This window comes from Paracoccus sp. L-17, assembly GCF_056857655.1.
This window is the reverse complement of the sequence record NZ_JBSXNM010000038.1, coordinates 1-22,140: the sequence shown is the minus strand read 5'-3', so window position 1 is coordinate 22,140 and position 22,140 is coordinate 1. Positions and strand designations below refer to the sequence as shown.

Annotated in this window: 18 protein-coding genes and 2 pseudogenes; 9 read left to right on the top strand and 11 right to left on the bottom strand. The window is 63.0% G+C overall.

The genetic code is table 11. The annotated features are described in order from the left end of the window. Nucleotides 1-17 precede the first annotated feature (17 nt). Complete coding sequence (locus tag AC13CR_RS09525; RefSeq protein WP_292958014.1) at nt 18-743, top strand: FadR/GntR family transcriptional regulator; 726 nt, start codon at nt 18-20, stop codon at nt 741-743. Nucleotides 744-806: 63 nt separating this feature from the next. On the opposite strand, the gene AC13CR_RS09520 is transcribed toward AC13CR_RS09525, so the two are convergent. The 4 genes from AC13CR_RS09520 to AC13CR_RS09505 all read right to left on the bottom strand — a co-directional run bounded on the left by AC13CR_RS09520 (nt 807) and on the right by AC13CR_RS09505 (nt 7,416). Continuing rightward, nucleotides 807-1,661 carry an SDR family oxidoreductase gene (locus AC13CR_RS09520; RefSeq protein WP_292958012.1) on the bottom strand — a complete coding sequence of 285 codons (855 nt, stop codon included), beginning with the start codon at nt 1,659-1,661 and terminating at the stop codon, nt 807-809. Between the two features lie 63 nt (nt 1,662-1,724). After that, nucleotides 1,725-4,202 carry a DNA ligase D gene (gene ligD / locus AC13CR_RS09515; RefSeq protein ID WP_482900456.1) on the bottom strand — a complete coding sequence of 826 codons (2,478 nt, stop codon included), beginning with the start codon at nt 4,200-4,202 and terminating at the stop codon, nt 1,725-1,727. Next, complete coding sequence (gene ku, locus AC13CR_RS09510; protein WP_292958008.1) at nt 4,202-5,035, bottom strand: non-homologous end joining protein Ku; 834 nt, start codon at nt 5,033-5,035, stop codon at nt 4,202-4,204. The genes ligD and ku overlap by 1 nt, the downstream gene beginning before the upstream one ends. A gap of 323 nt (nt 5,036-5,358) precedes the next feature. Further along, on the bottom strand, nt 5,359-7,416 hold the full coding sequence (locus tag AC13CR_RS09505; RefSeq protein WP_446233539.1) for a catalase: 2,058 nt from the start codon (nt 7,414-7,416) through the stop codon (nt 5,359-5,361). Between the two features lie 375 nt (nt 7,417-7,791). Between AC13CR_RS09505 and AC13CR_RS09500 the strand changes: the two genes are divergently transcribed. The 7 genes from AC13CR_RS09500 to AC13CR_RS09470 are packed head-to-tail and all read left to right on the top strand — an operon-like array spanning nt 7,792 to nt 13,886. Beyond that, nucleotides 7,792-9,297, top strand: coding sequence for a cbb3-type cytochrome c oxidase subunit I (locus AC13CR_RS09500; RefSeq protein ID WP_298856176.1), 1,506 nt, complete (start codon nt 7,792-7,794; stop codon nt 9,295-9,297). A 4-nt stretch (nt 9,298-9,301) separates the two neighbouring features. Then, the gene (locus AC13CR_RS09495; RefSeq protein ID WP_482900455.1) at nt 9,302-10,741 is read left to right on the top strand and encodes a cbb3-type cytochrome c oxidase subunit II; all 1,440 of its coding nucleotides are present in this window, start codon (nt 9,302-9,304) and stop codon (nt 10,739-10,741) included. A gap of 55 nt (nt 10,742-10,796) precedes the next feature. Next, nucleotides 10,797-11,042 carry a hypothetical protein gene (locus AC13CR_RS09490; RefSeq protein WP_292958000.1) on the top strand — a complete coding sequence of 82 codons (246 nt, stop codon included), beginning with the start codon at nt 10,797-10,799 and terminating at the stop codon, nt 11,040-11,042. Beyond that, nucleotides 11,023-11,370: a hypothetical protein gene (locus tag AC13CR_RS09485; RefSeq protein WP_292957998.1), complete on the top strand. Its 348-nt coding sequence runs from the start codon at nt 11,023-11,025 to the stop codon at nt 11,368-11,370. The genes AC13CR_RS09490 and AC13CR_RS09485 overlap by 20 nt, the downstream gene beginning before the upstream one ends. A gap of 9 nt (nt 11,371-11,379) precedes the next feature. Continuing rightward, nucleotides 11,380-11,688 carry a hypothetical protein gene (locus tag AC13CR_RS09480; RefSeq protein WP_292957996.1) on the top strand — a complete coding sequence of 103 codons (309 nt, stop codon included), beginning with the start codon at nt 11,380-11,382 and terminating at the stop codon, nt 11,686-11,688. 20 nt (nt 11,689-11,708) lie between these two features. Continuing rightward, a complete protein-coding gene (locus AC13CR_RS09475; RefSeq protein WP_292957994.1) occupies nt 11,709-11,915 on the top strand; it encodes a hypothetical protein in 207 nt (68 codons plus the stop codon). A 3-nt stretch (nt 11,916-11,918) separates the two neighbouring features. Next, nucleotides 11,919-13,886: a hypothetical protein gene (locus AC13CR_RS09470; RefSeq protein ID WP_482900454.1), complete on the top strand. Its 1,968-nt coding sequence runs from the start codon at nt 11,919-11,921 to the stop codon at nt 13,884-13,886. 107 nt (nt 13,887-13,993) lie between these two features. Here the strand turns inward: AC13CR_RS09470 and AC13CR_RS09465 are convergent, their stop codons facing one another. From AC13CR_RS09465 to AC13CR_RS09440, 6 genes and pseudogenes are all read right to left on the bottom strand, one after another. Beyond that, complete coding sequence (locus AC13CR_RS09465) at nt 13,994-15,520, bottom strand: tripartite tricarboxylate transporter permease (RefSeq protein WP_292957990.1); 1,527 nt, start codon at nt 15,518-15,520, stop codon at nt 13,994-13,996. 3 nt (nt 15,521-15,523) lie between these two features. Further along, entirely contained in the window at nt 15,524-16,090 is a 567-nt protein-coding gene (locus AC13CR_RS09460; protein WP_292957988.1) for a tripartite tricarboxylate transporter TctB family protein, read from the bottom strand. Between the two features lie 103 nt (nt 16,091-16,193). After that, nucleotides 16,194-17,228 carry a Bug family tripartite tricarboxylate transporter substrate binding protein gene (locus AC13CR_RS09455; protein ID WP_298856166.1) on the bottom strand — a complete coding sequence of 345 codons (1,035 nt, stop codon included), beginning with the start codon at nt 17,226-17,228 and terminating at the stop codon, nt 16,194-16,196. A 352-nt stretch (nt 17,229-17,580) separates the two neighbouring features. Continuing rightward, nucleotides 17,581-19,101, bottom strand: a complete 1,521-nt coding sequence (locus tag AC13CR_RS09450; protein ID WP_292957985.1) for an aldehyde dehydrogenase (NADP(+)) — start codon at nt 19,099-19,101, stop codon at nt 17,581-17,583. A 1-nt stretch (nt 19,102) separates the two neighbouring features. Next, entirely contained in the window at nt 19,103-19,828 is a 726-nt protein-coding gene (locus tag AC13CR_RS09445) for a ribonuclease activity regulator RraA (RefSeq protein WP_482900453.1), read from the bottom strand. A gap of 514 nt (nt 19,829-20,342) precedes the next feature. Further along, nucleotides 20,343-20,492, bottom strand: a pseudogene (locus AC13CR_RS09440) (IS256 family transposase); the annotation flags it as partial. 119 nt (nt 20,493-20,611) lie between these two features. Here AC13CR_RS09440 and AC13CR_RS09435 point away from each other — a divergent pair. Further along, nucleotides 20,612-20,918 (top strand): annotated as a pseudogene (locus AC13CR_RS09435) (transposase); the annotation flags it as partial. Between the two features lie 119 nt (nt 20,919-21,037). Here the strand turns inward: AC13CR_RS09435 and AC13CR_RS09430 are convergent. Continuing rightward, nucleotides 21,038-21,979, bottom strand: a complete 942-nt coding sequence (locus AC13CR_RS09430; protein WP_446237293.1) for an IS110 family RNA-guided transposase — start codon at nt 21,977-21,979, stop codon at nt 21,038-21,040. Nucleotides 21,980-22,140: the final 161 nt, after the last annotated feature.

Here is a 22,140-nt window from a genome sequence, read left to right as displayed (position 1 = left end):
TTCAGTCCAGACCAAACATGAAGGAGATCACCTTGTCAGAGACCCGTCGCCCCTCTTTGGCGGATCAGGTTTACGATCAACTGCTGGCGACAATTCTCGAAGAGAAATACCCGGTGCAAAGTCGGCTGCCCGCCGAAGACGTCCTGGCCCAGAATTTCGGCGTCTCCAGACCGATCGTGCGCGCGGCGCTTTCGCGCCTTCGCGATGACGGGATCGTCCAGTCGCGACGCGGCTCTGGCAGCTATGTCCTGCGCCGGCCCGACCGGCAGCTCATCAGTTTCATTCCGCTGGAATCCGTCTCGGGCGTCCAACGCTGCTACGAATTCCGCATCGACGTGGAAGGGGCGGCCGCCGCATGGGCGGCACGGCGCCGAGACGAAGATGATCTTGCCGCGATGGATCACGCCTATGAGGTGATGAAGCAAGCCTATGAACAGAACGCTCTGGGTGTCGAGGCAGACCAGATGCTTCACCTTGCCGTGGCGCGTGCCTCGAAGAACCCGTTCTTCGCTTCGGTTCTCGAATCGCTTGAAGAACAGATCGCCTTTGGCGTGAAGCTGTCGCGATCCCTGACCCTGCTGGATACGCCGGTGCGTCAGGAACGGGTGCTGGCTGAACATCGAGCCGTCCTGGACGCGATCCGGCTGCAGCAGCCAGAGGTCGCCAAGGCCGCCATGCGCCATCATATTACCGCCGCCAAGGACCGGATGTTCGTTGGCAAACCGGAAAAGGACCGATCGTGAAAACATCGCGGTCGGCCTTGCCCGAAGACCGGCGTCCCGGACCCCTGGGCCACGAGGCCGATCTCAGCTTCCGACCAGGTCGCCGCCATTGGGGTGCAGAACCTGGCCGGTGAAATAGGACCCGTCATCGCAGGCCAGAAACAGCATGGCAGAAGCAACCTCGTTGGGCTGGCCGGGACGGCCCAGCGGTGAGGACTTGCCGAAATCCTTCACCTTGTCCGGTGGGAACGAGGCGGGGATCAGCGGCGTCCAGATCGGTCCGGGGGCAACGCCGTTCACGCGAATCCCCCTGGGCGCCAGCTTGGACGACATGGCCCGCATGAAGGACAGGATCGCACCCTTGCTGGACGCATAGTCGATCAGCAGATCCTGGCCGCGATAGGCGGTCACAGAGGTGGTGCAGATGATCGATGCGCCCTTCTCCAGATGCGGCAGCGCTGCCTGAACCATGAAGAACTGTCCGCCCAGATTGGTTCGGAAGGTGCGAAACAGCTGGTCTTCGGAGATTTCGGTGACGTCCTCTCTTGCGTGCTGTTCGGCCGCGTTGCAGACCACAACATCCAGGCGTCCGAACTCGTCCAGGGTCTGGCGTGCCACGTCTTCGCAGAACGACTTGCTGCCCACGTCTCCCGCCAGCAACAAAGCCTTGCGGCCCTCGTCCTTCACCAGACTGCGTGTCTTTTCCGCGTCGTCATGTTCGTCCAGATAGACGATCGTCACATCGGCGCCTTCCCGCGCGAACAGGACCGCGGTCGCGCGTCCGATACCGGAATCGCCGCCGGTGATGATCGCCACCCTGTCCTTCAGTCGTCCCGACCCGGGATGGCGCGGCATGTATTCCGGGGGCGGGTCCATGCGGGATTCGATCCCCGGCTGACGGTCCTGGGTGTCCATCTTGTCAAGATCCTTCGGATGCATCCTTGTTCTCCTTTCATGTTGCCAGACCCGCATCCACGCGCGCGGACGACATTCTTCCTGCTTTCAGTCCTTGGCCACCATTTGCTGCAGCCCGTCGATCACGCCATCGGAAAGGGTCTGCCGCTCTTCCTGCAGGGCCAGCGCCGGGCAGCGGGACTTCAGCCTCGCGGCCATGTCGCCCATCGAAAACCCGCCGGATGCCTCGATTTTGCGAAGCTCGGTCCAGGTGACCGGGACAGCGACCGGCGCCCCCGCGCGCGCGCGGACGGAATAGGGGGCGATGGCCGTCGCGCCGCGTTCGTTGCGCAGCCAGTCGATGAAGATGCGCCCCTTGCGACGGGCCTTCGACATGGAGGCTGTGAACCGTTCGGGTTCGCGCGATGCCATCGCATGGGCAAAGGTCTTGGCAAACAGCTTGACCGTGTCCCAACCCCGTGTGCGGCGCAGCGCGGTCCAGACGTGAACGCCCTTGCCACCGGTCACGATGACGCCCGTCTTCAGCCCGATCCCTGCCAGGGCCTCGCGAAGGTCGAAGGCCGCGGTACGCACCGCGTCCCAGCCCAGCCCCTCGTCGGGGTCCAGATCGAAGACCAGGCGGTCGGGCCTGTCCAGACGATCGCGACGCGCCCCCCAGACGTGGAATTCCAGCGTGCCCATCTGCGCCGCCGCGACCAGTCCGCCGGGGCCCGTGGCATAGAGATACCGGGCCACATTCCCGTCGCTTTCGCCGATTTCGACGCGGCCCAGTTCGCGGGGCATCCCGCCGGTGTCGTGCTTCTGGAAAAAACATTGTCCGTCGATCCCCGAAGGGCAGCGGAACAGAGACAGCGGACGCTGACCGATCAGCCCGATCATGCGTTCGCCGACACGATCATAGTGGCGCGCCACATCGCCCTTGGTGCAGCCCGCTTCCGGAAAGACCCTGCGACCCTCATGGGTGACGCGGATGCCGCGAATCCCGGTTTCCTCGTTCTGTTGCATCGGTTCCTCCAACCGGACCTGATCGGCGGTCTTGTCGTGGCGCAATCCCAGGAACGCGCCGTGACGGATATGGCCGTCGGCGGTGAATTCGGTGAACTCGACTTCGGCCACCAGGTCAGGGCGCAGCCAGGATGCGCCACGCGCGATGGCCGCGGGCACATCACCGACCGGCGGGGTCTTGCGGGGGGTGAAGGCGGCAGACAGATCCTTCATCGAGGCCTCGGAAAAGCCTGTGCCGACGCGACCCTTGTAGCGCAGCTTGCCGGCTTCGTGCGAGGCTACCAGAAGCGATGCGAACGGCCGCCCCTTCTTGTCCGAGGGGCTGAATCCCACGATCACGAATTCCTGCCGTCGCGTGCACTTGGTCTTCAGCCAGGTCTTGGCGCGTCCACCGCGATAGGGTGCGTCGAGACGCTTTGACACCGTGCCTTCGCCCCCGGCCTCGCAAGCCGCGGCGAAGATCCGGGCGCCGTGGCCGATGACGTGGTCGCTTGTCCGCAGCGCGCCGCCGGCCGGCAGACCCGCCAGCAAGCCGGCCAATCGTTCGCGCCGCTCGATCAGGGGCGCGTCGGTCAAGTCGGTGCCGTCCACGCGCAGCAGGTCAAAGGCGAAAAAGACCAGATCGCCCCCCTCCTTGAGTGCGCGTTGCAGCGATGAAAAGGCCGATTGCCGAATCCGATCGGCCATCACCTCGCCGTCGATCAGGGCGGTGTCGCAGGGCAAGGCGTCGAACGCCGTGGCCAGGCGGCCGAAACGATCCGTCCAGTCCTTGCCCGAGCGGGTATAGAGCCGCGTCCCTCCGCCACCCAGCGCGGCAAGGCATCGGTAGCCGTCGAACTTCGTCTCGTGCAGCCAATCGTCACCCTCGGGTGGCTTGTCGACCAGCGTGGCAAGCTGCGGCGTGGTGAAGGCCGGCCGTTTGCCCCGGCGTTTTCGATCCGCGGCCGCGGATGCGACCGGACCGACCGCGGCCGCGATCCGTTTCATCGGGCGGCCGGTCCTGACCGAGACGTCGAACTGGTCGGTCAACGCGTCCGGTTCCTCCCCTGCGTCGTCGTCGATCTCCTTGATCAGCAGCCAGTTTTCCCGCTTGTCATCGGGCTTTCGCTGCATCCGCACCAGGGTCCATCCGCCGTGCATCCGGCTGCCCTGAAGCGTGAATTTCAGCTTGCCCTTCTTCAGGCCCTGCCCGAAATTCTCCTGCGCCGACCAGGTGCCCTCGTCCCACAGCATCACCGTTCCGGCACCGTATTCGCCTTTGGGGATCGTGCCTTCAAAGCCGGCATAGTCGATCGGATGATCCTCGGTCCGGACCGCAAGGCGTTTTTCGCGCGGATCGGAGGAAGGGCCCTTGGGGACAGCCCAACTGAGCAACACGCCATTCCATTGCAGCCGGAAATCGTAGTGCAGGTGGGAGGCGGCATGTTTCTGCACGATGAAGCGGTGATTGTCGTCTGCGGCAGCCGGAATCCGGCCTATCGGCTCGCCGGTGCGGGTGAAATTGCGCTTGTCGTTGTATTCGGCCAGAGGGTCGGCCGGCCGAGCGCCGCGGCGGGTCATCACGACGCCTTCTTGCGCTTCGGCTTCTTGCTGTCGGCCGCCCGCGCGGTCTTCAGGCTCTGTTTCAGCGCGCTCATCAGATCGACGACCTTGTCGCCGCCGGCAACTTCACGTTCGGCGTCGTCGCGGACTCGTGGGGCTTTCTTGTCCTTTCGCTTGGCCTCCAACAGATCGCGCAGCGCCGCGGCATATTTGTCGGTATAGGCGGTGGCGTCGAAGGGCGCGGATTTGCGTTCGATCAGCGAGGTGGCAACCTCGACCAGTTCGACATCGGCGGGTGCATCCTCGATACCGGTAAAAATCTGATCGGCCTCGCGCAGTTCGTTTTCGTAATGCAGCGATTCCATCAACAAGCCGTCGCCACAGGCCTTGACGGCGGCAAGATATTCCTTGCCGCGCATCGTCACCTGGCCCAGCCCGACCTTGTTCGTCTGCCGCAGCGCGTCGCGCACGACGCGATAGGCATCCTCGGCCAGATCGTCGGAAGGGACGATGTAGTAGGGCTTGTTGAAGTAGATCGGCGGTATATCGCGAAAATCGACGAACTGAACCAGTTCGAAGGTCTTTTTCGTCTCCAGCTTGATCGCGTCGATTTCTTCGGGGTCGATCAGCAGATATTCGTCATCCCCGATCTCGTAGCCCTTGACGATTTCGGCCGCATCCACTGGTCCGATCTCGGGCACGGTCTTTTCATATCGCACCTTCTTGCCCGAAGGCCGGTGAATCTGGCGAAATGACACGCGGCCATCGGGTTTCGTGGCCGAATAGATCTCGACGGGGATGGCGACCAATGACAGCCGAAGCTGACCCTTCCACAATGCGCGCGGTGCCATTTCCGTCCTTTCCCTCGGGGTCCACGAGAATGATCAAAGGCATTTCGGAAGAATATACGCCTTGCGCGGCGCGATGGTTCCTGAACCGGCCCCCATTTGGACCGTTTCTTCCGGCGCCGGAATGGGCGCCTGCCGTCGCCCCGCAGTCAAGGACGGGACTGCCGTTCGCGTGAGGCATATTGCCGGCCGCGACAGGGGTCAGCGCCTGCCGATCCGGGCAAACAGGCGGGCGAAAACGCCCGCCGGACTTTCGAAGATACAGGCCGCCTGGTGGCCGCAGGGCCGGCGCGGTCCAGAGATGGACTGCCCCGCCCCGATGCGCGCTACCAGATCGCGCGCTCGCGATCATGGAACCGCCGTGCAGCGACCTTGACGAAGGCATCGGGGTCCAGGTCCACGACACCCTCATCCCTGGTGACGCCCGCCGCATCCAGAAGCGGTTTCGCCGCATCCTCGGCCGCGATCGCTTTCAGATGCGCGAAGGCGTCCGAGACGAAATCGATCGCCGGCTTGTAGCTGGCCAGCGCCCGTGCGTCCTCTGACCCGATCACCAGGGCGATCGCATCCAGAAGAACCGATGGCGTGGCGGCAAGTTGCGCCTCGGCATGGCCACGCTGCCTTGCGATCATCACCGCCACGCCGCCGGCCGCTTCGACCGCTTCACGAATGGCCTTGGCGCGCGCGGAATCGCCCCCGGCGCCGATGACAATCCCGACCTTGCGGCCCGCGAGGCTGGGCTTCGACCGCTTCAGGATCGACAGCGCGTCCGAGGGCGGCATGTCGATCGGGGCCCGCTGCGGCGTCGCGGCCGCGGGCAGATCTTCGGCCAGGCCGCGGGCCACGGCGCCGGCGAGATCTTCGTCGATCACCCGCAGATGACCCAGAATCCGGCTGCGGACATGATCCAGTCCCACGTTCGACAACTCGAAGGTGATCGCCTCGGCGATGTGGCGCTGTTCGACCTGGGTCTGGCTGCGATAGAACAACCGCGCCTGGCTGTAGTGATCGCCGAACAATTCGGGCCTGACGCGCAGCTTGGCATCGGGCGAGTTGCCCAGATCGGTCATCGCAGGGGCGGTCGCAAAACCCCGATCCACGGCGCGCGGACCGCCGTCCTCGCCGGCTTCGGCAAGACTGTTGGGTTCATAATTGGCCCGTCCCTTGGGCACCGCCATCTGCATCATCCCGTCACGCTGGAAATTCTGCATCGGGCATTTCGGGGCATTGATCGGCAATTGATGGAAATTGGCGGTTCCCAGCCGCGATTTCTGGGTGTCCAGATAGCTGAACAGCCGCCCCTGCAACAGCGGATCGTCGGTAAAGTCGACGCCCGGCACCACATGCGAGGGACAGAAGGCCGCCTGCTCGGTCTCGGCAAAGAAGTTGTCGGGATTGCGATCCAGCACCATCCGGCCGACGACGCGCACCGGGATATCCTCTTCCGGAACAAGCTTGGTCGCGTCCAGGACGTCATATGGCTGCCGGGCGGCCCAATCCGCGTCAAAGACCTGGATGCCCAGATCCCATTCGGGATGATCGCCGCGTTCGATGGCCTCCCACAGATCCTGTCGGTGATAGTCCGGGTTGGCGCCCGCTGTCTTGACCGCCTCGTTCCAGACCTGGCTCTGAAGCCCCAGCCGTGGCTTCCAGTGAAACTTGACAAAGGTGGACTTGCCCTCGTCATTGACCAGACGGAAGGTGTGGATCCCGAAACCCTCGATCATGCGGAGACTGCGCGGAATCGCCCGGTCGGACATCGCCCACATGATCATGTGCAGCGATTCGGGCATCAGCGAGACGAAATCCCAGAAAGTGTCATGGGCCGTGGCGGCCTGGGGATAGCCCCGATCGGCCTCCATCTTCACGGCGTGGATCAGATCGGGAAACTTGATCGCGTCCTGGATGAAGAACACGGGGATATTGTTGCCGACCAGATCGAAATTGCCCTCTTCGGTATAGAACTTGACCGCAAAACCCCTGACATCGCGGGGGGTGTCGACGCTGCCCGCCCCGCCCGCGACGGTGGAAAAGCGGGTAAAGACCGGCGTGCGGCCCTTCTTCGACAGGAATTGGGCGCGTGTCAGTTCAGGAATGGGATCGGTGCATTCGAAATAGCCATGCGCACCCGACCCGCGGGCATGCACGATCCGTTCGGGGATACGCTCGTGATCGAAGTGAAAGATCTTCTCGCGCAGGATGAAGTCTTCCAGAAGGGAAGGCCCGCGCGCGCCCGCCTTCAGGCTGTTCTGGTTGTCGCTGAGCGCGACGCCCTGATTGGTGGTCAAGGGCTTGCCGCCACGCTGATGCAGCTCGCCCGCCTCACCGCTCTTGTTGCTGGTGTCGGTCACGGCACTCTCCTGTCCTGATTTGTGATCCGGCATCCGCAAGGACGCCCGGCGAACAACGCAGGTGATGGCTGACCGTTCCCGCGAAAGACGAAATCCCGGATCAGCGGCGCCGCCCTTGTCCGGCGCCGACGCGCGCCGTGTCCGTGATCGGGCGATGCGAGACCGCCCGCAATGGTCGGTGGCGACGGAACGAAGCGCGCGCGGAGGGCGGGCCACGACCGCCCTTGGCATCGTCGGCGCGCGTCCTGGAAATGGTTGACTGATGCAAAAAATGCGAGCGACGTGCCTGCGGGGCCGACTCTCGCTCCGGCTAAAGCCTTTCGACACCGCCGTTTTTTCGACCGGACGGCGCATGGCGGAAAACTGCCCGGAACATGCGACCCCGCCGAACGGAAGGGGAGGAATGTCGTGACGGACATAACCAGTACCCGGGACATGCCACCCTCCGGCCGACATCCAAGCGACCTGCTGGAACCGATCCATCATTACAGCGACCGTGCCGCGCGAACCTGGCTTTACAGTTCCGTCTTCTGGCTGATGTTCGTCACCCTGGTCGGCCTGACCATCGCGACCGAGTTGATCGCGCCGAACATCTTTGCCGGCATCCCCTATCTGGTCTTCAGCCGGATCCGGCCGATCCACGTGAACGGGGTCATCTTCGCCTGGCTGTCGATGATGTATTTCGGCGGTGCCTTCTATGTCCTGCCGCGGCTTCTGGGCTTGCGGGAAATGTGGGGCGAAAGCCTTGCGGTCTGGATGGCGTGGGCGTGGAACCTGACGATGGCCGCGGGCTTTGCCGGGCTGTCGATGGGATATACCCAGGGGCGTGAATATACCGAACTGATCTGGCCGGTCGATGTGGCGGTGGTGGTCGTGCTGCTGATCAACATCTACATTATCCTGATGACGGTGCTGGCGCGGCGGATCAGGCCGCTTTACGTCACCGTCTGGTGGAGCGTCGCCAGCCCGATCTGGCTGGCCGCAGATTATTTCATCGTCAACGTGATGTGGCGGCCGGGCACGTTGCTGGGCAACGGCATTCCGGGGGCGCGGCTGTCCGGCGCGCTGGAAGACCCGCTGGCCGACGGAATGCTGAACTGGTGGGGAAACCACAACCTGTTCGGATTGTGGCTGACGCCGATGATGGTCGGGCTGATGTATTACTTCGTGCCCAAGATCACCCGAACGCCGCTTTACAGCCACACCCTGTCGCTGGTGTCGTTCTGGGGCATCGCCTTCTTCTACACCGGGGTCGGGCACCACCATCTGTTGCAGGCGCCCATCCCCGGCTGGCTGAAGACCTTCGCCACCGTCAACTCGATCATGCTGCTGGTTCCGGTCTTCGCCTTCGTGGGCAATATCTGGCTGACCATGCGCGGCAACTGGGACAAGTTCTTCGTCAACATTCCGCTGCGCTTCATGCTGACCGGGTTCCTGTTCTATTTCCTGGTCAACGTGCAGGGCTCTTTCATGGCGGTGCCGGCGTTCAACAAGATGATCCACTTCACCAATTTCATCGTCGCGCACGCCCATCTGGCGCTGCTGGGGGCGTTCACCTTCTTCGGCATGGGGCTGATCGAATACATGGTGCCGCAGATGGCGCGGCGGCCGGTCTACAGCCGCAAGATTTCGGAATGGACCTACTGGCTGCTGCTGACGGGCTTTTTCGGCTTCTTCTGGGTGCTGACCATCGCCAGCTTCCTGCAAGGCGAAAGCTGGGCGCGGGGCGAGCCCGAGGTCAATGTTCTGGCGATGATCCGGCCGCAATATATCGGCCGCGCGATCTTCGGCGCGCTGATCGTGTTCTCGACCTTCACCCTGGCATGGAACGTCGTCGCCACCGTGTTCAGCGATACGAGCGCCGGCACCCGCCGCGCCTTCCGCCGTGCCGTGGCCCTGGAGCCGGGAGAGTAGCGACATGGACAACCGCAACCGCATCCCCGAACACCCCCCCTACCCCGAAAAGCTGCTGCGCGCACATCGTGGCCGCCGGATGCTGATGACCCCCGGCATGGTGGCGATCGGCGGGCTTCTGGCCTTTTTCACCGTGGTGTTTTCGGTGGTCGTCCTGCCCACCAGCACCTACAAGCCACAGGTATCGCCCAACTGGCTGCCGCTGGACGATACCCAGGTATCAGGCCGCGCCGTCTATCTGGCCAATGGCTGCGTTTATTGCCATAGCGGCTTCAGCCGGCCGCAGGATGTCTTCACCGGATCCTCGGCGCTTTACGCGCGCGCCTCGCAGCCGGGCGACTATGCCGGCATCAGCCAGAGCCCGAACACGCTGGGCAGTATCCGCACCGGGCCGGACATGTCGAACGAAGGCGGCACCCATCCGGATGGCTGGCACCGCTCGCATTACTGGAACGCGCGCAGCACCACACCGATGTCGGTGATGCCCCGCTTCAGCTTTCTCAGCGCCGACGAGACCGATGCGCTGATCAGCTATACGCAAAGCCAGGGCGGCAAGCTTGCGGCACTGCGCTATGCGGCGACGCAGACCGGCAACTACCTGATGCGGCTCAATGCCGGCAAGGCGGGTCTGGACGATCCCGGCGTGCCGGTGGCCGATCTGGTGGCGCAGTTGCGCGGCACGGGCGAGCTGCGCGAGAACGGCACGCCCAAGGACAAGGCACCAAGCGGCATGAGCTGGATGGACGTCTGGCACATGAACAGCTTCTCGCGATCCTACTGGCTGACCGACAACCCGCTGGAGGTCAATGCCGAGAACCTGATGCGCGGCAAGGCGACCTATATACAGCGCTGCGCGGGCTGTCATGGCCGCAATGGTGACGGCAAGGGGCCGGGCGCCGAGCGGCTGAAGGTCAAGCCCTTCGATTTCACCCAGACCAACCTGCCCTATGACACCGGCACCTCCAGCGGCATGATGTATCACCGCATCCTGACCGCCGGGCCCGGCACCGCGATGGAGAATTTCGGCACCCGCCTGTCGGTCGCCGAGATCTGGCGCACGGTGATGTTCCTGCGCACCATCCCCAATGGCGGACTGAAGGAAACCCTGCCCACCGTCGAAATGTACGAACGCTGGAATCCCCCTGAAACCGCGCTGCGCTATATCGCGGAAAACCCGATCGACGAGACCTATACCGACCTGCCGAAGACCGATGACCCGTTCATGCAGGCCGCGCGCTGGATCGCGCCCGGCATGACCGCGAACGACACGATCTATGTCGGCGGCAAGCTGCCCATCACCCTTGACCGGCTCGCCGGGGTGATCGGCGGATTGTACCGGGCCGACATCCAGCGCCGATACGACGACGCCACGGCGCGCGGCGAGGCGATTCCCGCGCTTGCCGAACTGCAGGATATGGAAGGGCTGGTGTTCCATGCACCCTGATCATTTTCAACCGCGCCAAACGGCCGCCGCCTGCGCCGCGGCCTCCGCCCTCGCCATGGCCGCCGCACCGGCATGGGCCAGCGTCTCTCCAAAGGGCGCGGAGTTCGTCATGGCGGACTGGATGCTGCTGTCGTTCCTGTCCTTTGCCGGCGCGGCGCTGGTGGTGTTCCTGATCGCGGTCCGGCGGGGAATGTTCGTCGGCATGGAAGAGGCGAAATATCCGCTGCTTTCGGTCGAAGAGCCCGATTATTACACGCCCGAATGGGCGAAGGAGGACGGTGATGCAGCCCAGTGGAAGTGATCCCGCGACGGTGGATGCGATCAACCGCTATATCTATGCCCAGTATATGGATCGCATCCCGACCGATCGCACCGAGATCCTGTGGCGCGGGCCGATCTATGAGGTGCTGTTCGCGGTCACCCTGATTGCATTCTTCTTTTCGGTTGTCTTCCTGATGCGGCTGACATTCCGTCAGCGCGCCGAACTGACCGAACTGACCTCTTTCGCCGGCCAGTTGACCGAGCGGGCGGGCATGATACGGCTGTTTTCCTATGTCGTCTGGACCGCGACGACGGTCTATGCGGCCTATTTCGCGGTCACGGCGATCTTCCGCGGTATCATCTATTGAGGTGGGTCCATGGCCGAAGGTCATTCCTATAGCTACGTCACCACCGCCACGCTGTCCGGGGATACATGGGCGCGGGTACAGCCGCTGCTCGAATCCTGGAAGCCGGTGCTTCAGGATCTGCCGGGATATGCCGGAAGCGACGTGATGGCGCGCACGACCGGGAACGGCGCACTGAGAATGCATGTGCGCGTCACCTGGCTGACCCGGGAGCAGTTGGAAGAGTTCGCGGATTGCCGCTGGGAAACCGAGCGGATGATCGCCGCGACCGGGGCAGAGCCCGGCGACATGCGCTCGGAGACGTTCGAGCATTTCATCTGAAGCGACGGAAGGGCAAGATCATGGCGCAGATTTCAGTGACCGACGCACCACCGGTGGACCTGCCGCGCCCCTTCAGCGACGACGAGATCGACCAATCCTTTCAAGTCGAGGACGACCGCTGGAGCCGTCGGGCGCAGATCGGGGACTGGTTGATCCTGGCGGCGATGATCGCCGTTTCGCTGGGCTATCACCTGGCGATCTTCGCGTTGCAGCCGGGCCTGCGCTGAGCGATGCGCGTCGAAGACATATCCAACCTCGATGCCTTGCTGTTCGTGCTTTTCCTGGCGGCGGCGTCGCTGCTTGTCTTCCGGCTCGTCCCGCGTGCCGGTCCGCGCGCCGAGGCCGAGACCTTTTCCGCCGCCGAGATCGCGCGCTATGACGGCGCCCTGACGAAATATGCGCTGACCGTCGCCGCGGCGCTGCTTGTGGGCAGCCTGCACCTTGCGGTCAAGTCGCTGCCACCCGTGGCCCGCTGGCTGGCACAGGCCGGACGCGGCGGCCACCTGGCCGCCAACATCGCCTACAGCCACATGGTGATCGTCATGGGTGGCACGATCGCGGTGACGGGTCTGACATGGTATGTCCTGCCGCGGGTTGTGCAACGCCCCCTCTACAGCGGAACGCTGGCCCAGCTGGCGTTCTGGGGCACGGTTCTGGGCGCCGGGGGGTTCTATCTGATCAACTTGTTCGGCGGCGTGACGATGGGCGCGCTGGTGCATGGCGGCATGACCGACGCCGAGGCATCGGACGCGCTTGGCATCTGGCGGACGCTGCCGACGGCGGGCGCGGCGACGCTGATGGGCGTGGGCTACTGGATTTTCGTCATCAACGTGCTGGCAACCTGCTGGCTGGGGCGCCGGGTCGCCGGTGCGCGACCGCTTGCGCATCTTGCCGGTTTCTTCGTGCTGGGCACCATCGGTCTGCTGGTCGGCACGGTGCAGGGCGTTCTGCAGGTCATGCCGGACAACGAGGAATGGCTTGCCGCTGCCGGAGTGGCCGGACGCTACATCGATCCGATCTCGCATGCCCATGTCAACCTTCTGACCGGGGTCATGATGCTGATCGGCGGCCTTGTCTTCGCCCTCGCAGACCCGCCCGCCCAGGGATCGCACGGTCGCCGCATGGCCGCGCGCGTGTTCTGGACGCTGGGGCCAGGATCGGTGGCGCTGTATCTTGCCTTTCTGGTTCTCGGCCTGACCGAGGGCAAGCTGATCGTGACCGAAGGTCTCGGCTTCGCGCAGGCGACCGAACGGCTGGGCCTCTGGCACAGCATTCCGCTTGCAGCATCCGCAGGCGTCGTCCTGTTCGGCCTGTGGTCGCTGCTGGGCGCCATCGTCATGCGCTTTGCCCGGGGCATCGGGCGACGCGCGGGCTCGGGGTTGATCTGCCTCGGCGTGGCGATCCTGATCGCGGGAACGATGCAGGGCGCGCTGCAGATTCTGCCGGAGGTCAAGAACTGGATGGTCGAGGCGGGCAGCGCCGGTGTCGCCGTCGCGCGAACCCATGCCCAGGTCAACATGCTGGGCGGCGTTCTGACGATCCTGACCGGCCTGATGCTGCGCATCGGCCGTCCGATCCTCGGGGCCGATCCCGCGCCGGAATTCGACCTGCGTCTGGCAAGACTGATGGGCGCGGGCGTGGCGCTGTATTATCTTGGCGCCCTGGCCGGAGCGATCGCAGCCGGACAGGCGATCCGTTCCGGGGCAGAACCGCAACCGGGGCTTTGGGCCTGGTTCTTCGCCTCGGGCGTCATCGCGGGCGCTTTTCTCTATGCCCGTGCGGCGGCGCTGTTGCTGGGCTTCGTATGGCGCGCGACACCGGTGCAACGGGCCGCAGGCTGGCGCATGGTCAAGGCCGAAATGGCCCGGCACGACGGGCCGCGACCACGCTGGCTGCGCCAGGTTCCGATCGCAGCACTGCTCTTGCCGGAAACGATCGGAGCCGTGACAGGCTTTCCCGGGCTGGGCTGGATCCTGTCGGGCCGCGCCCTCATCGGCGTTCCGCTGATCTTCGCTGGTCCAGCCCTGGCCTGGGCCGTTCTTCCGCTGATCCTGTCGCCCTATGGGCCGGTCGCCCGCCCCGATACGCTGTTCATCATAATCCAGGGATATCTGATCGTTTCCGCCACCTTGTCGGTCCTGACGCTTTGGGCCTGCATCAGGTCAGAGCGAAGCTTGAGGCCCGGACAGATCGCCTGATAACGAACCCGGTCTTGCGAGTCTTGCCGCACGGGGTTCGATCGTATCGTCTGAGGCTGCCACGGTCCCCGGCGGGCGGGCGCGCAAGGCATCAAGGCAGGTGCGCGTCAGTTGGGCGGAACCGCCGCCAATTTCTTGCCCGGTTTCTTGATGACGAGGAAGTAGATAAAGACCAGCGTCAGCAGGACGAAGAACAGGCTGTCGGGGTTCGTGAGGAAAGTCGTTGGATCGCCGTTGGACAAGGCCAGCGATCGCCGCAAAAATTCCTCAAGATTGGGGCCCAGAATATAGCCGAGCAGCATCGTGATCACCGGAAAGCCGTTGCGCCTCAGATGGAAGGCCAGAACACCCATGCCCAGAGCCATGAACATCTGAAAGGTCGAATAGGTGGAAACATAGCTTCCCACGACGGCCAGGATGGTGATGACCGCGTAGAGAACATCCTTGCGGACGGAGACGATCCTGATGAAATACGGACCGATCAGATAGAGCGTCAGGGGAATGAGCACGACCGCGCTGAACAGCAGGGTTGCCAGCATCGGGGCTATCAGCCCGGCCTGATCCGACATCAGTTGCGGGCCGGGCTGGATGCCGTTGATGACCAGGACGCCGAGCATGATGGCAGTGATCGGATCGCCGGGAATCCCGAAGGTCAGCATCGGAACCATGGCACCGCCACAGACGGCATTGTTGGCACTTTCAGAGGCTGCGATGCCTTTGGGATTTCCCTTGCCGAAGGTTTCCGGCTCGGAAGATGTTCGGACCGCCTCGGTATAGGCGAGAAACGAACCCATCGATCCTCCGGCACCCGGCAGCGTCCCGACGAAATAGCCGATCAGGCTGGATTTGAGATAGCAGACGAACCCGATCTTGCGAATCTCGGAAAGCGGCGGCAGAAAATCCCGCCGTCTGATCCTGACCTTTTCCGCGGCCGCCGTTGCAGCGGCGATGTCATTGGTCGAACTCGCCTGGATCAGCACTTCGGCGATGGCGAATGTCCCGATGATGACGGGCATCAGGTCGATCCCCGCGGTCAGGTTGCTGTAGCCATAGGTGAACCGGGTGATCGGTTCCATCGCGTCGAGGCCGATGGTTGCAAGCATGAGGCCAATGCAGGCTGCCAGCCCGGCCTGGGGGATGCGGCCGCGCTGCGCAATCACGACGACGACGATGGCAAAGGCCAGCAGCGAGAACTTGCCGGTCGTCTTGACGAGCAGGGAAACCTCGGCCACGAATGGCGCGACCGCGATCAGCAGCAGCGCCCCCAACGCGCCGCCGAACATGGAACCCAGGGCCGCGTGACCCAACGCCAACGCACCCTTGCCCTTCTGTTGCATGGGATAGCCGTCCAGCGCGGTCATCATCGACGATGGCGCGCCCGGAATATTGATCGTGACCGCGGTGATGCTGCCCCCGCACATGCCGGCCATATAGATGCTGGCAGAGGCCATGAGCGCTGTTTCAACACTGAGCGTGTATGTGACCGGCAGCAGCAGGGCCATCGCCAGCGTCGCGGTCAGGCCCGGAATCGCCGCAAAGATGGTTCCGATCACGAAGCCCATGACGACATAGGTCAGGTTCAGCGGATCCAGGAGCAGGGTGCTGCTGCTGATGACAAGTAAGATGAAATCCATGATCTAACCCCACAAAGTCGGGAGCCGGACCCCGAACAATTGCTGGAACATGACGTAGGCGATCACGACAATCGCCACGGATATGACAGCCTTCTGCAGCAGCTTTTCAAAAGAAGAGAAAAGCACGACAAGCACGAAAACGAAAATTCCCGACGAGATGAAATATCCGGCAGGCTTGAAGGCAATGATGTAGATGAAGATGGCCAGGACAACCCAGAGATGGGTGAAGTTTCGAGGTCCACTTGCACCGGGTTCCTTGGGTTCGGTGCGGATCTTCTGAAGAATGAGAATGCTGGAAAAGACGATTGCGGCGCCTCCCACCAGGATGGGAAAGAACGAGGGCGTCAATCCGCTTTCGGATACGGGCGCACCCAAACCGATCGCGGAAATGAAGTATCCGACAGACACTGCAAGAGTGACATAGAGAAATAGCGGCGGCCTTTTCACGAGCATCGTCTTCTCCGGGACTGGGGGTGGAACGGCGCGTCGGCGCGAAGCGCCTGCCCATGCGTTCAGGTATGAAGAAAATCGTTGGATCACGGATGCGCCAACCCGCCGCGTTGCCAGCATGGGATGACGTCGTTGGTTCGGGCGACATCCTCCACCGCCACGGCAAGCCTCGGCCGGGCCCAAGTCTCCGATACCAGATCGGAGGCTTGGGTCCCTGCAAGGATCAGAGGTCCAGTTCGTCCATGAGCTTGAACGTCTTGTCCTGAAGTTCGCCCATCCAGATCTTGACCTCGTCAGAGCCGAGCCAATCCGGAGTAACCCCAACCTGTTTCAGCCAATCCTGAAATTCTTGGCTGTCATAGGCCGTCTTGAACACGGTTTCGAGCGTCGTGACGGCCTCTTCGGGCGTGTCTTTCGGCGCTGCCAGAATGATGAAGCTACCGGTTTGCAGGTCGTAACCCTTGGAGCTGATCGTTGGCACGTCCGTATAGGTCATGTTTTGCACCGAGGTCAGTTCGACCACGCCTTTGGCATCACCCGACGAAATGATGCCGCTGAAATCGCCCAGGCTGGAAATCGCTGCATCGAGTTCGCCCGACAGAAGGGCTTCTGCCTCCGCGCTGGAAGATCCGGCATAGGTGATAACGTTGAAATCGACTTCCAGCAGCTTTTCGAGCTGGATGACCGACAGATACGGACCCGATCCTTTCGGAGCGACGCCGACACGCACGGTTCCAGGCTTCGCCTTGGCCGCTTCGACCAGTTCCTCGAAGCTGTCGATACCGGAGCTTTTTGAAACGACGATCGCATCGGCTTCGGTCGTGATGCGGGCGATCGGCGTCATGTTGTCCAGGGAATAGCCGGGCACCATCTGGCCGCGCGGCAAGGTGATGACGCTGTCATAGGTCAGGACCCCGACCGTATAGCCGTCAGGACGCGAATTCGTCATCTGAATCAGACCAGTCGCGGTCAGGGCGCCGGCGATGTTCTCGACATAGATCGATTTCGGCAGGTCTTGTTCGGCGATGTTGCCGATCTTGCGCGAAATCGAATCAGCACCGCCGCCGGCGGGCCACGGAACGATCAGGCGGATATCACGGGTGGGAAATTCCGCCGCGACTGCCGAGGTGCCGATGATGCAGGCACCAAGTGCCAAGATTATTCTGCTTTTCAAGCTTTTCAAAAACATGACCTGTTCCTCCTCCAGAAATTTGATGGGATCGCGAGTGGAACGCTCGGCTGGAACATCCTCACACACGAACCCGTGCTTCCGCCGATCGTCGCCTTCGGCGCAGTAGACTTGCCCCCAAGAACTCTGCCCATCATACTAACTACTTATTACAACTCAACGGAAAAATCATCGATAAAGGCCGATTATTCCGGGGTGTAAGCAGAAATCTGTATATAATATATACAACTTGACAGGCTGCTTCGGCCAGCGCGGCGGGCATTGGCAAAAGCTGCAAGGCCCGCCGATCACCGCCATCGGCCGGATCGCGGCGTGACAACGCCACAAGAGGCTTCAGCAGAGCCCGGCGACCGAACTCGAAAGATCGACCCGCCAATCACGAAGGCGTGGTGACGGGTCGGTGGGGCCGTGACCTGCCAGGTCAGACATTCACCAGGTCGTCCGGCAACAGTTCTTCGGGAAGGTTCTGGTAGCACACAGGCCGCAGGAAGCGGCGGATGGAAAGTGTGCCGACAGAGGTGGCGCCAAAGTTTGTGCTGGCCGGATACGGACCTCCATGAACCATGGCGTCGCAGACCTCGACGCCGGTCGGAAATCCATTGGCCAGAACACGACCGGCCATTCGCTCCATCACCGGCAACAAGTCCCGGGCAAGTTCGATATCACCATCATCCATCTGAAGCGTCGCGGTCAGTTGTCCCTTGAAGCTTTCGGCGACCTCTCTCATCTGCGCCGCGTCCCTTGCCCGGATGACCAGCCCCAACGGTCCGAACACTTCTTCCGACAGATCCTGGTTGATCATCCACTCGCTGGCCGAAACTTCGAAAAGATACGGTGCGGCATTCCGACCTTGACAGGATGTGGTCAGCAGCGATCTGACCCCTGCGCCTTCCGACACCCGGCGGACGCCATTGCGATAGGCGTCGGCGATCCCGTCCGTCAGCATGGTCTGCTCTGCCACGCCCTCGAGGCCCTCGGCCGCGGATTGGACGAAAGCATCGGCGCCCTTCCCGTCAACCACGATGGCAATACCGGGATTGGTGCAGAACTGCCCGGCGCCCATGGTCAGGCTCGCCGCCCATCCCGCCCCCAGATCCGCACCCCGGGCGGCAGCGGCCTGCGGCAAGACGAACATGGGGTTGACGCTGCCAAGCTCGCCGAAGAACGGAATCGGTTCTGGTCGCGATGCGCAAAGACCATAGAGTGCGCGTCCGCCGGCAAGGCTGCCGGTGAAGCCCACGGCCTTGATCCGCGGATCTGTGACAAGCGCCTCGCCCACGATACGACTGCCCCCCTGGACGAGGCTGAAGATACCCGCGCTCATGCCAAGCTTTTCAAGCGCCGCAACGATCGCGTCACCGACGATTTCGCCCGTGCCCGGATGCGCGCCGTGACCTTTGACGACGACCGGGCACCCTGCGGCCAGCGCGGCGGCGGTATCACCACCGGCCACCGAGAATGCCAGCGGAAAATTGGATGCGCCGAAGACCGCGACCGGGCCCACCGGACGCTGCATCAACCGCAGATCGGGACGGGGAAGAGGTTTGCGATCGGGCAAGGCCGGGTCATGGCGACGATCGAGATACCCGCCGTCACGAATATGGGCAGCGAAAAGGCGCAACTGACCGGTGGTCCGGCCGCGCTCGCCCTGCAGGCGAGCTTCCGGAAGTCCGGTTTCCATACATCCGATTTCGGTAATCTGGTCGCCGCGCGCCTCGATCTCTTCTGCGATCGCTTCCAGCAGCTTCGCGCGTTGCTCGCGCGGGGTGGCGGCAAAGTCCGGAAATGCCGCATGGGCCGCGGCGCAGGCTTCGGCCACAAGCTTGGCGGAACCGGCCGAAAACTCGAAGCCCCGGCCGGTTGCCGGAGCAGAAAAGAACCGCGCCTCCGAGCCGACCCGCGCGCCTGCGATCAAGTGATTTCCGTGTGGAATGAAGGTCATGCTATCGTCCTGTCCGTTCACGCCATGCATCGTATTTCACGAGGTTTTCGTCGTCCGTCGCCGGATAGAGACCGATGATCCCGGCGCCCGCGTTTACCTGCTCCAGCACAAAATCCTCATAGGATTCCATGTTCGTGCATTCCTCTGCGATCTCGTCGGCCAGATGGGCCGGGATCACCATCACGCCGTCACCGTCGCCCAGCATCACGTCGCCCGGAAAGACCGGTGCATCGCCGCAGGAAATCGGCACGTTGATATCCACGGCCTCATGCAGGGTAAGGTTTGTCGGCGCCGAGGGACAGGCAAAGTAGGCCGGCATGTCCAGGGCCGCGATGGCCGCCGCGTCGCGCATACCTCCGTCCGAGACCACGCCGGCAACGCCGCGTTGCCCCAGGCGGGTGACGAGAATCGATCCGGCCGTGGCCGCACGCCTGTCCTTGCGGGCATCCATCACCAGCACCTGACCTTCGGGACAGGTCTCGACCGCCACACGTTGCTTGTGGTCGCGCTCGCGGAACACGGTCAGCGGGTTGCGGTCCTCACGGGCGGGAATATAACGCAGCGTGAAGGCCTGTCCGACCATCGTGACCGGCTTGCGCTCCATCGGCACGACACCCTGCACGAACTGGTTGCGCAGACCGCGCTTGTACAGAGCCGTCGCGACAGAGGCCGTCGAGACCTTCCTCAACTTCGCGCGCGTCTCACTCGACAAGATGTAATCGCTCATATCCGTATTCCTGTCATCTGGCCCCTTGCGGCCATGGTTTTCGCAAATCCGCTCCGCTCTCCGGCACGAGGGAAAACGGCCGAAAAAACTCGATCGACTGCCCTTCAGCCGCTTCTGCGCCAGGCCCGATGACCTGGCTCTCCGACACGCCTGTGAACCTGACGGTCGGTTGGCCAGCATTGCCGCGGTTGAAACGGTCAGGTTGGTTCGCCGGAACTGCACCAGGCCATGTCGCAAGCCATGCAGGCCAGCGCGTCAGGATGGGCACAACGGCCCGTTTCCGACCTGCGACGTTCAGCGTAAAAGACCCGCACAACCTTTTGTGGCGCTCGGCAAATGAGTTCTCCCGATTTCTCCTTCCCAAGAGATCAGAAGCGTTGCTAAGCGTCGACGTCAAATTTGTCAATAGTTGTAACGTAAAGAAAGGATATTCGCGGCATATCGGGGGTTTTATGCGTATTTTTTGTCTATAATTATTACAGAATTCGATGCTCATCTCGGCTCTGCCATGCAAAGAGCGTGAACCCCAGGCTCCGGCAAAGCTGCGCTCCTCCACCTCCGCCTCCACGATCCGGTCAGTCGCAAAGGCCAGCATCTCGCGTACGAAGTCGCCCTCAGCTTGCTTCTCAACCAGCTCGATCAGCGTCATTCTGTTGTCGGTTATCGTGGGCATCCCACACTGCCGATCGGTCATATCCCAAGGCATGGTGTATCTGAGGCGGCCATCGGGTTTGTCGGCAGGGTCGGGTTGCGACGGCCAACCTGAACCGAGGGATGACCCCGATGACCAAACCCGTAACGGACCTGAGAGAGCTCGTAGAGAAAAGCGGCGATGCGGATCTGCTGCGCGAGATGATCGGCTTCGCCGCCGGGCGGCTGATGGAGCTCGAGATGGGCGGCCAGACCGGCGCCGCCTATCGCGAGAAGAGCCCCGAACGCCTGGCGCAGAGGAACGGCGACCGCGACCGGTCGACGTATCCGTCGACGGCAGACACGCGCCGGGAACGTGGAGCTGCGCATCCCGAAGTTGCGCACGGGCAGCTACTTCCCGTCGTTCCTTGAGCCTCGGCGCGCCGCAGAGTCGGTTTTGGGATTCACGCGGTCGGTTTGTCCGATTCACTGACGCCGGTGATTTGCCAGGGGGCGAAGATGACGAGGAGCCTGAGCGGCGACCTTCGCGGTCGGGTGATTGCGGCTATTGAGTATCCGTCATGCGCAAGCGGGTTTCTCGGCCCAGAAGCGGTCGGCTTTGACCAGGGCGTTCGCGATCTCGATCAGCTTCCGCATGAGCGCGACGAGCGCGATTTTCGCGGGTTTTCCGGCTTCGCGCAGCTGCAGATACTTGGCCTTGAGATCCCGGTTGAACCGCATGCCGACGAGAGCAGGCATGTAGAGCGCATCGCGCAGCGGCTTTCGTCCGCCGCTGATGAAGGACTTGCCCTTCCATTGGCCCGACTCCCTGTTATGTGGAACCAGCCCGGCCAGACTCCCGGCCTGCTTTCGGCCCAGCGTGCCGATTTCCGGGAAGAAGGTGAGAATGGCAGCGGCGGCAATCTGCCCGATTCCGGGGATCGAGCTGAGGATGTCGCGCTTGCGTGCGCTCGTCGTGTCCTCGGCAATGCGCCGTGCGATCTCGGCGTCGAGTTCGCCGAGCTGCCGTTCGACCAGGGTGAGGCGTGCATTCGTCTGACGCTTCAGCAGGGCACTGGTCAGGATCAGGCGGCGATTGCGCAGACGCCCCCGCTCCTTGATCAGCGCGGCTCGTGCCGTCTGCAAGTCACGAAGATCGCGCAAATTTTCCGAAACGGGCTCGTCGGGTTCCAGGCCCAACGCGGCCCCCATGCGCGCCAGACAGCGGGCATCCACCGCATCGGTCTTGGCATGCGTTCCGACGGCCTGCGCGAAGCGCCGCGCCTGCAGAGGGTTGACCTTCACGAGCGGGAACTTGCCCGAGAGAGCCGTCTCCAGCCGACGATGATAAGGCCCTGTCGCCTCGTACACGATGCGCGTCACGTCCATTGTGTCCAGCCATTTCTGCAGGGCGCGCACACCCTGTGCCGAATTCTCGAACTGCCTCGCCTCATTCCCCTCCAGATCGATTGCATCGAGGTGGGATTTGGAAATGTCGATCCCGATCGTGTGCTCCGTCATCTTCGCCGTGTCCTATCCTTGTCATGCGTGACGCAAGCACGCGTATCCGTTCAGGCCCTGGGTGAAGACGGCGGCCGATCCCACTCAATACCGGTCCCGCTGACCTTTGCTGACACGATCCGACCGCCGCCATGGCCCGCCATAAATGGCGTGGCGGGCCA

Coding starts and splice junctions, on each gene's coding strand:
- AC13CR_RS09445 (WP_482900453.1), bottom strand. CDS start 19,828: ATGAGCGATTACATCTTGTCGAGTGAGACGCGCGCGAAGTTGAGGAAG.
- AC13CR_RS09520 (WP_292958012.1), bottom strand. CDS start 1,661: ATGCATCCGAAGGATCTTGACAAGATGGACACCCAGGACCGTCAGCCG.
- AC13CR_RS09485 (WP_292957998.1), top strand. CDS start 11,023: ATGCAGCCCAGTGGAAGTGATCCCGCGACGGTGGATGCGATCAACCGC.
- AC13CR_RS09495 (WP_482900455.1), top strand. CDS start 9,302: ATGGACAACCGCAACCGCATCCCCGAACACCCCCCCTACCCCGAAAAG.
- AC13CR_RS09475 (WP_292957994.1), top strand. CDS start 11,709: ATGGCGCAGATTTCAGTGACCGACGCACCACCGGTGGACCTGCCGCGC.
- AC13CR_RS09450 (WP_292957985.1), bottom strand. CDS start 19,101: ATGACCTTCATTCCACACGGAAATCACTTGATCGCAGGCGCGCGGGTC.
- AC13CR_RS09465 (WP_292957990.1), bottom strand. CDS start 15,520: ATGGATTTCATCTTACTTGTCATCAGCAGCAGCACCCTGCTCCTGGAT.
- AC13CR_RS09480 (WP_292957996.1), top strand. CDS start 11,380: ATGGCCGAAGGTCATTCCTATAGCTACGTCACCACCGCCACGCTGTCC.
- AC13CR_RS09525 (WP_292958014.1), top strand. CDS start 18: ATGAAGGAGATCACCTTGTCAGAGACCCGTCGCCCCTCTTTGGCGGAT.
- AC13CR_RS09430 (WP_446237293.1), bottom strand. CDS start 21,979: ATGACGGAGCACACGATCGGGATCGACATTTCCAAATCCCACCTCGAT.
- AC13CR_RS09460 (WP_292957988.1), bottom strand. CDS start 16,090: ATGCTGGCAACGCGGCGGGTTGGCGCATCCGTGATCCAACGATTTTCT.
- AC13CR_RS09470 (WP_482900454.1), top strand. CDS start 11,919: ATGCGCGTCGAAGACATATCCAACCTCGATGCCTTGCTGTTCGTGCTT.
- AC13CR_RS09490 (WP_292958000.1), top strand. CDS start 10,797: ATGGCCGCCGCACCGGCATGGGCCAGCGTCTCTCCAAAGGGCGCGGAG.
- AC13CR_RS09505 (WP_446233539.1), bottom strand. CDS start 7,416: ATGCCGGATCACAAATCAGGACAGGAGAGTGCCGTGACCGACACCAGC.
- ku (WP_292958008.1), bottom strand. CDS start 5,035: ATGGCACCGCGCGCATTGTGGAAGGGTCAGCTTCGGCTGTCATTGGTC.
- ligD (WP_482900456.1), bottom strand. CDS start 4,202: ATGACCCGCCGCGGCGCTCGGCCGGCCGACCCTCTGGCCGAATACAAC.